The sequence below is a fragment of the Schleiferilactobacillus harbinensis DSM 16991 genome (assembly GCF_000425885.1).
In the GTDB taxonomy this organism is placed as follows: domain Bacteria; phylum Bacillota; class Bacilli; order Lactobacillales; family Lactobacillaceae; genus Schleiferilactobacillus; species Schleiferilactobacillus harbinensis.
Genome location: NZ_AUEH01000059.1, coordinates 1 through 14,663, shown reverse-complemented (window position 1 = coordinate 14,663; position 14,663 = coordinate 1). Strand labels below are relative to the sequence as shown.

The following is a 14,663-nucleotide window of genomic DNA, read 5'->3' as shown; positions in this document are numbered from 1 at the left end:
TTGAAGCTGCCAATTCGATAAGAGTGCATGATCCCGTATTCGCCAAGTACTACGACAAAAAATACGGGGAGGTACCAAAGTATCAACACCGACGTGCTTGCATTATGACCGCTCGCAAGCTCGTACGCGTGATCTATAAGCTGTTATCTGATCATGAGCTGTACGTGCCTGCCAAAGTGGTCTAACGCGGCAAGCGACAACTTAGAAAGCTAGGACTACCCAGAAAAATCATCACGTTCCTGGGCTGGGGGAGGTATACGCCATAAGCTCTTACTAACCATCAATTTTCTTCCTGCACCTTCTTGACTTCAGACCGCAAGTCTTCATGCACTCCCCACGGTTATTGTGGTAACAAGGTGGGAGCAAAATTCCTACTTTTATGCTTACAACTGTCTTGCAGGCGCAAGCCAATGTATAATGGGCTCCAAGCAAGAAAAATATCAGGAAATGAGGGTTTTGACATGGCAAATGAATTTCCCCAAGCGCTAACGATTGCTGGCGCGGATTCCGACGGTTCCGCCGGCATGGAAGCCGATCTGACGACGTTCTTCACTTTAGGCGTGCACGGCATGTGCGTCCTGACGGCGGCGGTCGCCGGCAACTCCTATGGGATCGACGCGGCCCACAACATGCCCACCGCGTTCATCGCTCAGCAGTTCAAGACGCTGGCGGCCGACTTCCATATTCGCGCTGCCAAGACCGGCATGCTGTCTGACTCCGAGTTGATTCATACGGTGGCTGCCCACGTCCAGGATGGTGCGGTGGGGCCGCTGGTCTTGGACCCGGTGATCATTACCAAACACGGGGCCATGCTGCTGGAGGAGAGTGCTTACGAGACGCTGCGCCAGGAACTGATTCCTCTGGCGACGGTCATTACCCCGAATTTCTTTGAAGCCCAGAAATTGGCTGAAATGGATATTAAGACGGATGAGGATATGATTACCGCGGCGCAAAAGTTACAGGATCTGGGCGCGAAAAACGTCCTGGTCAAGGGCGCGCACCATGCGGGCGACCAAGAGGAAGTGCGGGATTATGCCTTGCTAGAGGACGGTACCGGCTTCTGGCTCAGCGCGCCGTATGTGGCGACTGACCGGATCAACGGCACCGGCGACACGCTGTCGGCGGCCATCACGGCGGAGATTGCCAAGGGGACGAGCATCGCTGATGCGTTCCGCATCGCCAAGCAATATACGTATGAGGCCATTGCCCAGCCAATCGCGGTGGGGCATAAGTTCGGCCCAATCAATCATTGGGCGCCGAAGGTTCAGAAATAAGTTGTTGACATAAAACACCGACTTAGGGCGTGCATCCCTGAAGCCGGTGTTATTTTGTACCAAGCATATCATTTGCCTTTCTTACTGCCAGCGGCTAAGATGACCCTCAACTCAAAGAGGAGGCAGACATGATGGCCCATACATTAGATATCGTCGTCCCGTTCTATAACTTAGGCGGGTACTTCAAGAATTCGTTAACCAGTTTACGCCAACAAACCAGTACAGACTTCGCCGTGTGGCTGGTGGATGACGGCAGTACCGATGAGTCGCTGGCGCTGGCTAAGCAAGCGGCCGCTGCGGATGACCGGTTCCATGTGCTGACACTGCCCCGGCATGAAGGGACGTCGGCGGCCCGCAATGCTGGCGTGGATGCCGGGACAGCACCGCTCGTGACGTTTGTCGATGCGGATGATCAAGTGGATCCCCGCTTTGCGGCCACCCTGATTGCCGGCTTTCAAGAGCACCAGGCCGACATTGTCGCCGTTGGTTATACCTGGAGCGGCGGCTGGTTCCGCCGCGGCGGCGAACGCAGCGGGCGGGATCGGTGGCAGCAGATTGCGAAACCGGACATGCTGGATCAGGTGACCCGGCACGGCACAGAAGTTGGCGGGTACATTTGGAACAAGGGCTTCTCCCGGGCAATGCTGCAGGCCCATCATGTGACTTACGATACCCGGTTGACAATTGCCGAAGATTACCTGTACGCCACTGAAGCCGCCGCGGCGGGGGAGAATTTCTGGTACAACCCCGTTGTGCTGTATACCAAGATCAATCGGCCAGGCTCGACGATTCACTCCCGGACGTGGGAAATGAGCCGGCAAGAGGATGAAGTGTTTGCTGAAATGGCGGCGATCAAGCAGCGGGCACTGGCGTCTGATGCAAATAGTGCTTCAAGATAAACGGCGACAACAGCGTCGTTAATAAAATAACGATGACGATGGCCGGATATTGCTCGGCCGGGAAAAGCCCGGCATCGTTGCCGATTTGGGCAGTGATCAGGGCCATTTCGCCCCGGGAAACCATCCCAGCGCCGATCGTCAGTCCTTGATGCTGGGTAAAACCGCCCAGCATCGCACCGGCCATGCCGCCATACAGCTTAGTCACAACGGCCAGCAAAGTGAAGACGACGATCAAGAGCACGTCTGCCCAACTGAGGGCGAGTTTCATCTGCAAGCCGATACCCACAAAGAAGAAGGGGACGAAGAAAGCATAGCCCATGGGCTCGATGCTGGCGTCCACTTCTTTTTTTGTCGGTGTTTGGGCCACCGCGACACCGGCGAAGAACGCCCCCACGACGTCGGACAGACCGACGAAATCAGCGAGGGAGGCGGTCCCGAGACAGATAATCATCGCCATTAAAGTGGGGCCGGCAATGACCAGTAATTTTTCACTGAGATGCATGAGCAGCGGCGCCAGCCAGCGGATCAGAACGACAACACCTCCGAAGAAGAGCAGCTGCTCACCGATGGTCAGGAACATATTCGGCTGTTCGCCGGCCGCGTGGGCCCCACCGAAACTGATGAAGAAGCTCAGCAACAGCACGCCCAGAATATCGTCGGCGACGGCAGCACCCAGGATCGTTGCGCCTTCCGGCCGGTTCAGGGCATTTTCTTCCTTCAAGACGTCCACAGAAATACTGACGGAGGTGGCGGAGAAGACGATGCCGACCAAGATGCTTTCAATCACGGACATCCCCAATAATTTGCTGGCGATGCCCATCAAGAGAACCGGCGCCGCGACGCCGATGCAGGCCACGTACAGGGAGGGCTTGAGGAAGCGGCGCAATAAGTGCAGGTCGCTTTCCAGCCCGGCGAGGAACATCAAAACGATGACCCCGAGTTCAGAAAAGATATGCATCACTTCCGTGGGGTGCAGCCAGCCAAGCACCGCTGGACCAAGCAGGATGCCGGCCAATAACTGGCCGACCACTGCGGGCATATTCAAGCGGCGGGAAAAGTGGGCCAGCAGCGTCGTCACTGCCAGGACAAGCACGATGGGGAAGAGAATGGCCATGGGTAGATCCTTTCTATAATAATTACCGACAGAAAAATAAAGAAGGGGCGCAGAAACTGTTTTCGAAACGACTTACGCCGCCAGCAACTCTGCGTCCCAATAGGTTTGGCACCTACGACTAGGATACCAGGATTTTGAAACTGGCGCAATATTTTTTGGTCTAAATAATTGTAAGCGGTTGCGTAACGTGCTATATTGGTGATAACTTGAGATACTCTGAGAATTGGTTGCAATGGATGAATGACGGGAAGGCGTGGTCCTGATGGGTAAAATCAAGACTGGTTTGCTCGTGATCGTTGCGGGTTTGTTTGTTTTCTTGTCAGCTGGGTCGGTCACGGCCGCGACGGTGAGTGCACCCAGCAATCCGGAACAGATCTCACTGACGGCGTATCCCCACCTTGACCCAGGAAGAACTCGTTGCTGTTCTGGCCAAGCAGGAGAAAATTAGCAGAAAGACAGCCAGGCGCCGCTTATTCCCTGGGAAATACTCGCCGGTGGACAAGGCAACGTTTGCCGTGATCCAAGGCGAGCTGCAGCCGGGGAATCAGGATGCCGGCAGCTTCTATTTCTACTGTCGGACAAGTGAGGGCGAGCTGTTCCATGGATTGAAGGAGATTCTGTATGTGACGTATCAGTCAGGGACCGATACGTTTATTGGGGTGATTGATTATATGCTGCTGCCAGACGGGCCAGTGCATATGACGATCAACGGAATGTGGCTGCACGCACAACGACAAAGGCCACGCAGCCGAAGCCGGTGGGCCCGGGCCAGGCTGGCCGGGTGCAGATCAAGGCGAAACGAACAACGGATTTTGTTACTGACGTGTTTATTGATCGCGATTATCTTTTCTAGAATAAATAACCGGTGCTTGTCCAGAAAGGAAACTTTCCAGGCCAAGCACCGGTTATTTGGTTGCAAATTTAATGTGTCTTGCTCTTTTGCCACCCATCGCGAATCATGGCGGCAATCGTGAATACGGCAGCAATCAGGGCGACACTGCCGACGAGATCGACTAGTCGGTAAAGAAATAATAGCAGCGTGATCGGCAAGATACCGGGCGGTGAGGGGATAAGCGCGCGAAATACCAAGACTGCGGCAACAATTGCCAACCAAACCAGCAGTTTCTGCCAGTGTTTCATTCGCCACCAGCTCCTTCCGTTAGAATGCAATTGCATTCTAACGGAAGGTCAGATCATGGTCAAAGATTATACCTCAACCTGCTGGATCCAGCCCTTAGGCGCCCCAACGTCGCCAAACTGGATCCCAGTGAGCAGATCATACAGCTTATGGGTGATCGGACCGACTTTCTTTTCATCATAAAAGACATGATAGTGGTCGCCGTACTTAATGCCGGCGATGGGGGAAATGACGGCGGCGGTGCCGCAGGCAGCAACTTCGCCGAATTCGTCCAATTCATCAATACTGATCTTGGTTTCCTCGGTCTGCATGCCCAGGACGTGTTCGGCCAGATACAGGCTGGAGTACTTGGTGATACTGGGCAGAATGAAGGGCGACTTCGGTGTTTTCAACGTCTTGCCGTCTTTGGTGAAGGCCAGGAAATTGGCAGAACCGACTTCTTCAATATAGCGATGATGGACGGGGTCTAAGTAAATCGCATCGCTGTAGTGGTGTTCATGGGCCTCTTGGCCGGCCAGCAGACTGGCAGCGTAGTTCCCGCCGACCTTGCTTTGGCCAGTCCCGTTATGGGCGGCCCGGTCATAGTTGACCACTAAGAAGCTTGTGGGGGTCAAGCCGCCTTTGAAGTAGGGACCGACCGGCGTGACAAAGATGCGCAGGATATATTCCGGCGCGGGATGGACGCCAATATTTTCACCCACCCCAATCAGCATCGGTCGGATATACAAGGTGGCACCAGTCCCATAGGGCGGCACATAGTCCGCGTTGGCGGCAACGACCTGTTTCACTGCGTTGACGAAATCATCTACCGGATACTCCGGCATGAGCAGGCGGTCAGAAGAGTGTTGCAGCCGCTTAGCGTTTTGATCCGGCCGGAACAACTGGATGCGGCCGTCTTTAGTGCGGTAAGCTTTGAGCCCTTCGAAGGCGCCTTGGCCATAATGCAAGATCGGTGAGCCCTCATTCATCGAAATATTAGGGTCTTCGGTGAGTGTGCCGGGTTCCCAGGCCCCGTCTTTGTAACTTGCCTCGAAGCGGTATGGTGTTTGGATGTATTCAAAACCCAGGTCTGACCAATTAATAGTCTTGGGATCAGTAGTCATGGATATCCCCTCTTTTTTAGTAATTATTTACACATCTTACTCTCATGTTCTGAGTTGTCCACCCCTTTCTCAACATTTTTGGTAACTTTCTTGACGGGGCGGGGGAACACCTGGTTTGCGATTTGACAATAATGTTGATGATTTCGGAAAGATACCTCGGATAAGTTGCGCCGGATAGCCCATCACTGGTAATATTTTCCGTGGACTTACAAGAATGTCACATATACAGGAGCTTATTTCAGTGATTACAGTCAAAGCACCAGGAAAATTATATATTGCCGGTGAATACGCCGTGGTCGAAACCGGGCAGCCGGCCGTGATTGTCGCCTTGAATCAATTCGTGACGGTGCGGGTGGAACCCGCCCATGGTATGGGCCGGATTCAATCGAAACAATATCAAGAAAATTCCCTCATTTGGCGGCGCCAAGGGGACGAGATGGTCTTCGACAATCGGGACAATCCCTTCCACTATATTTTGTCCGCCATTCATCTCACCGAAGCATACGCCAGCGAACAGGGCAAACCACTGCGGTTATTCAACCTCTACGTGGATTCTGACTTGGACTCCGCCGATGGCCGCAAGTTCGGTCTGGGCAGTTCAGCTGCTGTCACGGTGGGGACCGTTAAAGCGCTGCTCCAATTTTATAACTTGGCGTTGAGTCAGGAGCAGATCTACAAGCTGTCGGCCATTGCCCATCTGGATATTCAAGGCAACGGTTCGCTGGGGGACATCGCCGCCAGCGTCTTTGGCGGCTGGATCGCCTACCGCTCCTTTGACCGGGAATGGTTGCGGGCCCAGCGGAATCTGGTTTCGCTCAGCGAATTGCTGACGATGCCCTGGCCGGGATTGGACATCGAACTGCTCACCCCGCCCCAGAGCCTGCGGCTGCTCATCGGCTGGACCGGCTCGCCGGCCTCCACGTCCCATCTGGTGGACCAGATCAAGGCGGCCACGTCCCGATCTCAGGCGCAGTATAAACAATTCCTGCGGCGCAGCCGCGCAGTCGTGGAGAAACTGGTCCAAGGTTTCCGCGATGGCAATCTCGCTGTCATCAAACAGCAGATCAGCCGCAACCGGTTCCTGCTGCAACAGCTCAGTCAATTCAGCCACGTGCACATTGAGACGATGAAACTGTCCAGTCTGTGTGATTTGGCAATTCAAGCCGGCGGCGCCGCGAAGACGTCAGGCGCTGGCGGCGGCGATTGCGGCATCGTCATTCTGGACCGAACCGTGGACGCCGATGCGTTAATTGCCCAGTGGCACAAGATCGGCGTGCAGCACTTGCCGCTCAATGTGCATTTGATTCAACCGCCCGTGGTGCCGCGCTTGCGGGAAGCACGATAATTTTGCCAACAGGAGAAGCCCAACCGCTTCGCCTGTTTTTTTTCAGAAAAATATGGCAGAGCCCTCGCTTACTTTTTGTAAGTGGATATAATAGACCTTGTAGCAAACGAGCAAGGAGCTTACATAAGCGTCTGGCGATAGTCGGCGGGATAACCGTCACTGGTTCCAACCGCCGCGCTCTGAAAAATGGAGGTAGATTTCTTTATGACAGTCACAAATGGTTACGAACAAAGCGATCGCGAACAGAAGCTGGATTTTTTCAACTTGAATGATCTGGAAAAAGAGGCCGAGGCAATTATTCCCAAGGGCGGTTTTGGTTACATCCGCGGCGGGTCCGAGGATGAGTGGACCTTACGGGAAAACACCACCGCCTTCAATCATGCCCAGATCGTGCCCCGTGCGCTGACTGATATGGAGAATCCTGCCACAGAAACTGATGCCTTTGGATTGCATTTCAAGACACCCCTGATGATGGCCCCCACAGCGGCCCAAGGATTAGCCCATTCCCAGGGTGAAAAAGATACCGCTCGCGGGGTCGCGGCGGCTGGTGCGCTGATGGCCCAAAGTACGTATTCTTCCACGTCCATCGCAGATACGGCGGCGGCTGGCAACGGCGCGCCCCAATTCTTCCAGTTGTACATGAGCAAGGACTGGGACTTCAACCACCATTTGCTGGACGAAGCAAAGAAGGCCGGCATTAAAGGTATCATCCTGACCTTGGATGCGCCTGTCGATGGATACCGGGAGGACGATCTGCGCAATCACTTCCAGTTCCCGATCCCAATGGCGAACTTGACGGAATACTCCGAAGGCGACGGCTCCGGCAAGGGCATTGCGGAAATTTATGCCGCGGCGGCGCAAAAGATTGGCCCGAAGGATATTGAACGCATCGCTGCTTACACCGATCTGCCGGTGATCGCCAAGGGTATCATGTCCCCTGAGGACGCCTTGAAAGCCATTGGCGCCGGCGCCGCTGGGGTATACGTATCGAACCATGGCGGCCGGCAATTGAACGGTGGTCCGGCTTCCTTCGACGTACTGCCCAGCATTGCGGCGGCAGTGAACCATCAAGTGCCGATCATCTTTGATTCCGGTGTCCGCCGCGGGTCCCACGTCTTCAAGGCGTTGGCCGCTGGGGCAGATCTGGTTGCCTTTGGCCGGCCGGCTATTTATGGCCTGGCTTTGGGCGGCGCCCAAGGGGTACAAAGCGTCTTTGAACATTTAAACGATGAGCTGAAGATCGACATGCAATTGGCCGGGACCAAGACCATTGCAGACGTGAAGCACGCCAAGCTGACGCATTTCCCAGCTTAATTAGTTATTAGTAATATTAGTAGAAGAAAAGCGCCTGACCAGACTGAATAGTCCGATCAGGCGCTTTTCGCGTATGCTGGTAAGGAAGGGGATGGGAGATCCGAATACGGGAATAATAGCAACTACTGTGTAATTTTTGATGATGCCTGAGGTAAGGCGTGGAAACGAGAAATGATCTCTTGGCACAGGTCTTGCAACTGCCGAATGGTCAAGCCTTGTAGTAATCCCTTGGCTAAGGCCACCGTCAGCTCCGGCGTGATCGTGGCGTCGGTGGTAATGGGGAGCTGGGTACTGACCCGGGTGCCCCGGTGACGGTCGCCTTCCACGTAACCATCCTGCTTTAACAGCTGGTAAGATTTCGACACGGTCATCGGGTCAATGTTCAGGCTGAGTCCCAGCACCCGAGTGGCCGGCAGCTGCTCGCCGGGGAGCAGGTCGCCCATGGCCACCCCAATGATGATCTGTTGGGCCAGTTGAATGTAAATCGGCTGGGCACTGTCTTCCGTGATGTGAAACTGCACGAAAATCACCGCCTTGGTTTGTATTGCTTGCATTAATTCAATAATGGCAAGTTAAGTATATTATAGAACACGATTTATGACATTCATAGACCGTTTGCATTATTTGCTGACCCTTGGTTGATACCTGTATCTAGCCGGTTTCATGGTTTTCAGACCTTGGTAATATTGTTATAGGACCACCTTTATTACGAATTTTGTGACCTTACATGTTTCACGTTGCAAGTTGTAAACAGCTCGTTACGAAACTGTAACAATCGGCGTGTTATCGTGTATCACAGAGTTCAGGAGGTCATCAACCATGAAGAAAATCTCACGCGTATTAACCGGGATCGCCGTCATAACCATGTTCGCCGGTCTCATCAATCCCGTGAATGTACACGCTGATTCGGTCTCCGATGCGAAGTCCGCGATCAGCAGCAAGAAAGATATTTCGAGTCAGTTGGTCAACCAGATCAATGACCAAACCAACAAGTTGAACGAATTGAATAAGCAAGTCGTTGCCAAGCAGTCCCAGCTGGATAGTACCGAGGAGGCCATTGATACCGCTCAACAGCGGATCAATGAATTGTCCGGGAAGATTGCCGACACACAAGTCCAAATCACGCAGCGCAAAGATAACTTGAAGAAGCAACTCGTTGCTTTGCAGAAGCAGAATTCCGATACCGTTACTGGTAATATTTACATTGATTTCATTCTGAAGAGCGACAACCTGTCTGATCTGATCAGCCGCTCCTTCACCGTCAACAAGATTTCTGGAGCCACTAAAGATGCCTTAACGGCTGTCCAAGATGCCCAGAAGCAGCTGGCCGATCTGAAGAGCGAACAGGAGCAGAAAGAAAACCAGCTCCAATCGCAGAAACAGCAGATCGTTCAGGATCAAAATGATTTGAAGGCGGCACAAAAGGCCGCTCAGGATCAGCAAAACAAATTACAACAAGAACTCAACGACAATAAATCAGCTTTGGCTGGGTTGCAATCCCAATTAACGCAAGCCTTGGCTGCTCAAAAAGCGCAGCAAGAAGCGTTGGCCGCCAAACAACAGCAGCAAACTGCCAGCGCCAACAGCAGTGCCGCCACGGTCAATACGAGCACCGCGAATACCAATACCAGCAGTAATAGCGCCAGCAGCAGTGCCAGTATGCGGGTTATGAAGATTTCCTTCTATGACCCGGCTGTACTGGGTTCCAGCATGGGTTATGGCGGCGTCGCCGCCGCCCTCTCCATCTATCCGAAGGGCACCCGCTTGAAGATCGTCTTCGCCGATGGCACGACGATCCACCGGGTGGTCAACGATACCGGGACGTTCGCCTATAGCAATCCGAACCAACTGGATGTGGCTTGGCCCAACGCTTCCGTTCCCTCATACGGCGTCACTACCGCCGTCGTGACCGTCGAATAAGTATGAAATTTTCAACCCTCAGCCGTCCGCTGAGGGTTTTTCTTTCATCATTGGGTGGCAAACGCGCTATAATAAACCATGAGGCGATTAATTATGGCAGATAGCGACAAAAAAGACACTGCAAAAGAACAAGCTCCAAAAATTGAGATCAAAGACGACGTTAAAGCGTTGGGCAAGATCCTGATGTCCCGCGGGTATATTACCGAGAAGGACACCGCCAACATGAAAGACGCTGTTTACGCGAAAGCGCTGGCCAAGGCCATTGATAAAGAAGTACGGAGCGAAGAAGAAGACCCCTTCATTCAGTTCGAGAGCTTCGATTACCAAAATGGGGTTATTAAGAACATTATCTTCAATATGGATATCATCAAGAACCGGGACGCCGCGATGGATACATTGAGTGCGGAACTGGGACTGAAAGAAATCAAGATCACCAAACAAGCCGAGGAAGAGATCAACGAAATCGGCAATGTTTAATCGATTACGATTCGCATAATTAAAATGCAGGCTTTCCGCGCATGAACGGGAAGCCTGCATTTGTCTATTGAATGCCATGCTGGGCTAAGTAGTCTTGCAGCACCACGGCTTGGTTGTGGGTCTCGTCCTTAGCGCCGAAGAGCAGGACAACGGGCCCCGCCGCCGTTTTTTCTTTGATCAGCTGCAGAAAGTCCGGCGTGGCCGGGTTGGCATCGAGCTCAGCGATGTAACGCTGCTTAAATTCTGGGTACTTCTCCGGGTCGTGGCCGAACCATTTGCGCAGGTCATTACTGGGCCCAATTTGTTTGTCCCATTCGTCCAGTTCGGCCTTCACTTTCGAAACACCGCGGGGCCAAAGCCGATCCACTAGGACTCGATAGCCGTCTTTGGGATCCGGCAGCAGATCGCCATAAATACGTTTGATTTTGACACTCATCTAGGTCACCTCTAAGATAAGTGTATCATCTACTGGAAAAAGGGAGAGAGACAATTGGCGTATCAAGATTTCTTCACGGGCCGACCGACCCAAGAGATTGCCCAGGACCTGCTGGGCCGGCCGCTGCTGTATCGGTCGCCGGCGGGACTGGTGGGCGGCTGGATCGTGGAAACGGAAGCCTACTTGGGCCAGGCGGACAATGCCGCCCATGCGTACCAAGGACACCGCTCTGCGGCAAACGAGGCCCTCTATGGCCCGCCAGGCACCATCTACATCTATGAACGCCGCGGCTTGTTCATGTGCGACATCGCCGTGCAAGACGCCGAGGTGCCCCAAGGGGTCTTGCTGCGGGGGATTCAACCGGTGTGGGGCCTGGACGTGATGACCAAGAACCGGGAGGGCCGGCCCGTGGGTGAGCTGACCAACGGGCCCGGCAAGCTGTTCCGGGCGTTTGGCGTGCGGGATAAGGCGTTGAATTTACATAATCTGGCCGATGCACCGCTGACGATCCTGCTAGGGGATCAGTGGCAGAGCCAGCCCCGCCAAATCGGCAGCAGTGCCCGGGTTGGCGTGCGCAGCGGCGGTTGGCACGACCGGCCGTATCGGTTCTTTGTCGCCGGTAACCAGTGGGTGTCGAAGACACCGAAGCGGTCGTGGACGACGGATCAGGGGTGGTTGAAAGAAGCCGGTAGAGTCCTGCCGACGGAAATATTACCCGGGAAATAAGTGATGAACATACTATAGCGGAGTGGATTTTCACCATGGCAATTGATTGACCGAAATGGCCAGAAATGTTACTTTAAAGACAGAAAAGGACGTCAGTGAGATGGCGTCCCCGAGCGGAACCGTCTTATCGGCGGCCAGCCGCGAGTTCAAAGCAAAGAGTTACTTCAAACCGTTGGGGGTCGACCGACGGTTATTTTTTTGACTTGAAGGCCATGATTGCCACAATTAACATGCTAAAGGCAATTGACAGCGACAACACTTCGTACGTGCTCATGTGCTTCTCGGCAGTCAGATTTTTCCATAGGCATCACCTCCGGGGTGCAGGGGCTAGCCAATCGTGCGGTTCTACTCGAATGATAATATCATATGCATTGCCTGTACACTAGTGCTAATTCAGGGCTGTAATGCCCCACGGTTGACTTGCCGTTTCTCGATCGCCACAATGGAGGGTAAACATGTCCACAAAGGGGGATTCAGGAATGGCAACAGTACCAAAGCCTTTGGCGGCGCCGAAGAAGGCGTCCCGCCTGCGTTATGACCTGAGTCAGATTCGTATCAAGAATACGATCAGTGAATTGGCTGATATGGGGAAGAATGTCCGGGATAAAGTCCCATTCAGTGAACTGGCTGAATTCAAGCCCGTCCACCGCGACGTGGTTCAGGGGATTCAGCACGTGGAGCGTGCTTTGATCAAGGAGCTTTTACCCTTGCGGCACGCCCGCATGGCGGCGTCGCCCTTTGCGTTCTTCCGCGGCACCGATGAACTGATGGCCTATGATCTGGCCCAGCAGACGTCAACGAATATCCCAGTCGTGATCGCTGGGGATGCACATATTGGCAACTTCGGCTTTTACGCGTCACCTGAGCGCAAGCTGCTGTTCGATGTCAACGACTTCGATGAATCCACGATCGGCAGTTGGGATTGGGATGTGCGGCGGCTGCTCGTCAGTATTATTCTAGCCGGTGAACAGATCAGTCTGGATGATGATGATTTGGCTGATATTATGCGCCACGCCGTGCAAACCTACCAACAAATTATCATTGAATGTTTCGACGATCACAGTGCGCTGGAGCGATATTATTTTTCCACTGAAGTCGAAAGTTTCTTAACCGCCCAAGCGGAAGGGGCCTCACTGCCTAAATTGTGGCGCAAGATCAAGGATAATGCGCCGCAGCGGGATTCTGAGCAGGTCGTCCGCAAGTTCACGACGATGGACGACCGCGGCCGCCTGGTCTTCAAGGAAAACGCGCCCCGGACTGTGCATGTTTCTGATAAGCGCTTCAAAGAAATCGATGCGCATCTGCGGACCTATATGCAGACGATCAAGCCGGATGTGGCCGTGCTGCTGTCCCAATTCCACGTCAGCGATATTGTCCGCCACAGTGTGGGCGTCGGCAGTTTCGGTACCCGCTGCTATTTGGTCCTGTTAACGGCGATCGATGGCAGCCATTTGGTGCTGCAAATCAAAGAAGCATTGCCCACCCGGCGGTTCCAAGGCTTCGACGTGACCACCCGGTTCAGCCAGGATGGTCCGGATAACGGCGAACGGATCGTCACCTGCCAGCAGATTCTGCAGCGGGCGTCCGATCCTTTCCTTGGTTTCTACCACAATGACGACACCGGCTGCAGCTTCTACGTCCGCCAGTTCCGGGACATGAAGGAGTCCCTGGACGTCAGCAAGATGGATAAGGACGACTTCGATACCTATGCCCGGATCTGTGCCCTGCTGCTGGCCCGCGGCCACGCTCAGAGTCCTACCGGGGCCATCGTGCGCGGTTATGGCGGCCAGAAGAAGAAATTGGTCAATGCGTTGATCGACTGGTCTACGGCATACGCCAAGCAAGTCCATGCCGACTATGATGCCTTCACGGCGGCAGTGAAGGATCAGACGCTGGCTGTCCCGACGAAGGAGGACGACGACGATGACGAATAAAGTCGTTTTCCATATTGATGAATTAGAAAAGTGGGACCACACGCTGGGCAACATTCAGAACTTGATTGCGTATGGTCAATCCCAGCAAACCGCCTACGATATTGTTGTGCTGGTCAATGGCGACGCGATCATGGGCTATCTCGTTACCCGCTTGCGGGATACCATTACCCAACTGCAACCGCAGGATGTCAGTTTCCATGCATGCAATAACGCGATGAATTGTCATGGCGTCAGAGCCGAGCAGTTGCCGGCAGGCGTTGTAGTGGTACCGGCCGGCGTGGCTGATCTGATTGCTTTGCAGGATACCGGATATCGGTATATTAAGCCTTGACGATTGTTTGAATGGAGGGTGTTGCGTATGGAGCGTAAAGAATTAATTGACCTACTCAAACAGATGCAATTCAACCAACCTAACGAGAAAAGCATGATTGATGAAAGTATTGCGGCACTGACTGCTGGTAATAATGTGCACCAAGTGCTGATGAATTTAGGCTTACAATTGAATAAACTCGCTGTATCACGAAAAATATCGCCGGAAGGCCTTAAACTATACATGCGGTTGATTAAAGCTAATCAGCCTACTCGTAGTGAGGCTTTTGGTCTTTCCACGCTGTCGTGGTTTCCAAAATAGAGTGTCGCTTAATCAAGTGTAAGCGGTCGTTGACATAGGTATCGTGACCCGGTGCAGGCCTCCTTGTAAACTTGGTTTATCAAGTAAACAAGGAGGCCTTTCATGGTTCAAATCAAAGATATCGTGCCGATCCAGGTGACCGACCGGTCGCCGAAGCCGCTGGTCAAACCGCAGGTTGCGGCACGAGTGAAGCTCAAGGACGCCGAGGTCGTGTTTTACACCGGTGTTGACCGGGCAATTCTGCACGTGGTGCTCCAGGAGTTGACAGGCAATGTTCCCCAATATCCAAGAGCTTAACATCTATATCATTTGCGGAAAAACGGACCTGCGCAAAGGAATCGACGGTTTGGCC

19 protein-coding genes and 1 pseudogene are annotated in these 14,663 nt (G+C 53.5%); 14 read left to right on the top strand and 6 right to left on the bottom strand.

Annotation, left to right across the window (positions count from 1 at the left end; all coding sequences use genetic code 11):
- The 3 genes and pseudogenes from H627_RS20530 to H627_RS0113945 form a co-directional block, all read left to right on the top strand.
- Nucleotides 1–185: pseudogene (locus tag H627_RS20530) on the top strand (IS110 family transposase); the annotation flags it as partial.
- Between the two features lie 276 nt (nt 186–461).
- Nucleotides 462–1,274 carry a bifunctional hydroxymethylpyrimidine kinase/phosphomethylpyrimidine kinase gene (thiD, locus tag H627_RS0113950; protein ID WP_027829424.1) on the top strand — a complete coding sequence of 271 codons (813 nt, stop codon included), beginning with the start codon at nt 462–464 and terminating at the stop codon, nt 1,272–1,274.
- A gap of 131 nt (nt 1,275–1,405) precedes the next feature.
- Entirely contained in the window at nt 1,406–2,173 is a 768-nt protein-coding gene (locus H627_RS0113945; RefSeq protein WP_051225453.1) for a glycosyltransferase family 2 protein, read from the top strand.
- On the opposite strand, the gene H627_RS0113940 is transcribed toward H627_RS0113945, so the two are convergent.
- Complete coding sequence (locus tag H627_RS0113940) at nt 2,127–3,287, bottom strand: cation:proton antiporter (RefSeq protein ID WP_027829422.1); 1,161 nt, start codon at nt 3,285–3,287, stop codon at nt 2,127–2,129. The two genes, H627_RS0113945 and H627_RS0113940, sit on opposite strands and share 47 nt — an antisense overlap.
- A 262-nt stretch (nt 3,288–3,549) precedes the next feature.
- Between H627_RS0113940 and H627_RS20205 the strand changes: the two genes are divergently transcribed.
- Nucleotides 3,550–3,735: a hypothetical protein gene (locus H627_RS20205; RefSeq protein WP_152319406.1), complete on the top strand. Its 186-nt coding sequence runs from the start codon at nt 3,550–3,552 to the stop codon at nt 3,733–3,735.
- Nucleotides 3,736–4,002: 267 nt separating this feature from the next.
- The gene (locus tag H627_RS20200; protein WP_155827945.1) at nt 4,003–4,140 is read left to right on the top strand and encodes a hypothetical protein; all 138 of its coding nucleotides are present in this window, start codon (nt 4,003–4,005) and stop codon (nt 4,138–4,140) included.
- A gap of 68 nt (nt 4,141–4,208) precedes the next feature.
- On the opposite strand, the gene H627_RS0113930 is transcribed toward H627_RS20200, so the two are convergent.
- Together H627_RS0113930 and H627_RS0113925 are read right to left on the bottom strand one after the other, a co-directional pair.
- A complete protein-coding gene (locus H627_RS0113930; RefSeq protein WP_027829421.1) occupies nt 4,209–4,427 on the bottom strand; it encodes a hypothetical protein in 219 nt (72 codons plus the stop codon).
- Nucleotides 4,428–4,493: 66 nt separating this feature from the next.
- Nucleotides 4,494–5,528 carry a branched-chain amino acid aminotransferase gene (locus H627_RS0113925; RefSeq protein WP_027829420.1) on the bottom strand — a complete coding sequence of 345 codons (1,035 nt, stop codon included), beginning with the start codon at nt 5,526–5,528 and terminating at the stop codon, nt 4,494–4,496.
- Between the two features lie 241 nt (nt 5,529–5,769).
- On the opposite strand from H627_RS0113925, the gene H627_RS0113920 reads away from it, so the two are divergent.
- Nucleotides 5,770–6,873 (top strand): phosphomevalonate kinase, encoded by a 1,104-nt coding sequence (locus H627_RS0113920; RefSeq protein WP_027829419.1) that lies wholly within the window; start codon nt 5,770–5,772, stop codon nt 6,871–6,873.
- A 204-nt stretch (nt 6,874–7,077) separates the two neighbouring features.
- Entirely contained in the window at nt 7,078–8,187 is a 1,110-nt protein-coding gene (locus H627_RS0113915) for a lactate oxidase (protein WP_027829418.1), read from the top strand.
- 122 nt (nt 8,188–8,309) lie between these two features.
- Here H627_RS0113915 and H627_RS0113910 read toward each other — a convergent pair whose 3' ends face one another.
- Nucleotides 8,310–8,708, bottom strand: a complete 399-nt coding sequence (locus tag H627_RS0113910; RefSeq protein ID WP_035441168.1) for a GntR family transcriptional regulator — start codon at nt 8,706–8,708, stop codon at nt 8,310–8,312.
- Between the two features lie 298 nt (nt 8,709–9,006).
- Between H627_RS0113910 and H627_RS20960 the strand changes: the two genes are divergently transcribed.
- A complete protein-coding gene (locus H627_RS20960; RefSeq protein ID WP_027829416.1) occupies nt 9,007–10,107 on the top strand; it encodes a PcsB-like coiled-coil domain-containing protein in 1,101 nt (366 codons plus the stop codon).
- Nucleotides 10,108–10,200: 93 nt separating this feature from the next.
- Nucleotides 10,201–10,584, top strand: coding sequence for a hypothetical protein (locus H627_RS18490; protein WP_051225452.1), 384 nt, complete (start codon nt 10,201–10,203; stop codon nt 10,582–10,584).
- Between the two features lie 64 nt (nt 10,585–10,648).
- Here the strand turns inward: H627_RS18490 and H627_RS0113895 are convergent, their stop codons facing one another.
- Nucleotides 10,649–11,020, bottom strand: coding sequence for a DUF488 domain-containing protein (locus tag H627_RS0113895; RefSeq protein ID WP_027829415.1), 372 nt, complete (start codon nt 11,018–11,020; stop codon nt 10,649–10,651).
- Between the two features lie 54 nt (nt 11,021–11,074).
- On the opposite strand from H627_RS0113895, the gene H627_RS18485 reads away from it, so the two are divergent.
- Nucleotides 11,075–11,746: a DNA-3-methyladenine glycosylase gene (locus H627_RS18485; protein ID WP_051225451.1), complete on the top strand. Its 672-nt coding sequence runs from the start codon at nt 11,075–11,077 to the stop codon at nt 11,744–11,746.
- 190 nt (nt 11,747–11,936) lie between these two features.
- Here H627_RS18485 and H627_RS20955 read toward each other — a convergent pair whose 3' ends face one another.
- Nucleotides 11,937–12,020 (bottom strand): putative holin-like toxin, encoded by an 84-nt coding sequence (locus H627_RS20955; protein ID WP_220095856.1) that lies wholly within the window; start codon nt 12,018–12,020, stop codon nt 11,937–11,939.
- A 205-nt stretch (nt 12,021–12,225) separates the two neighbouring features.
- Here H627_RS20955 and H627_RS18480 point away from each other — a divergent pair, with 205 nt between their 5' ends.
- The 4 genes from H627_RS18480 (at nt 12,226) to H627_RS0113865 (ending at nt 14,608) form a co-directional block, all read left to right on the top strand.
- The gene (locus H627_RS18480; protein ID WP_051225450.1) at nt 12,226–13,680 is read left to right on the top strand and encodes a DUF2252 domain-containing protein; all 1,455 of its coding nucleotides are present in this window, start codon (nt 12,226–12,228) and stop codon (nt 13,678–13,680) included.
- Entirely contained in the window at nt 13,670–14,011 is a 342-nt protein-coding gene (locus H627_RS0113875) for a DsrE family protein (protein ID WP_027829414.1), read from the top strand. Before H627_RS18480 ends, H627_RS0113875 begins: the two co-directional genes overlap by 11 nt.
- Before the next feature lie 27 nt (nt 14,012–14,038).
- On the top strand, nt 14,039–14,311 hold the full coding sequence (locus H627_RS0113870; protein WP_027829413.1) for a bacteriocin immunity protein: 273 nt from the start codon (nt 14,039–14,041) through the stop codon (nt 14,309–14,311).
- Nucleotides 14,312–14,413: 102 nt separating this feature from the next.
- The gene (locus H627_RS0113865) at nt 14,414–14,608 is read left to right on the top strand and encodes a hypothetical protein (RefSeq protein ID WP_027827606.1); all 195 of its coding nucleotides are present in this window, start codon (nt 14,414–14,416) and stop codon (nt 14,606–14,608) included.
- The last annotated feature ends 55 nt before the right edge of the window (nt 14,609–14,663 follow it).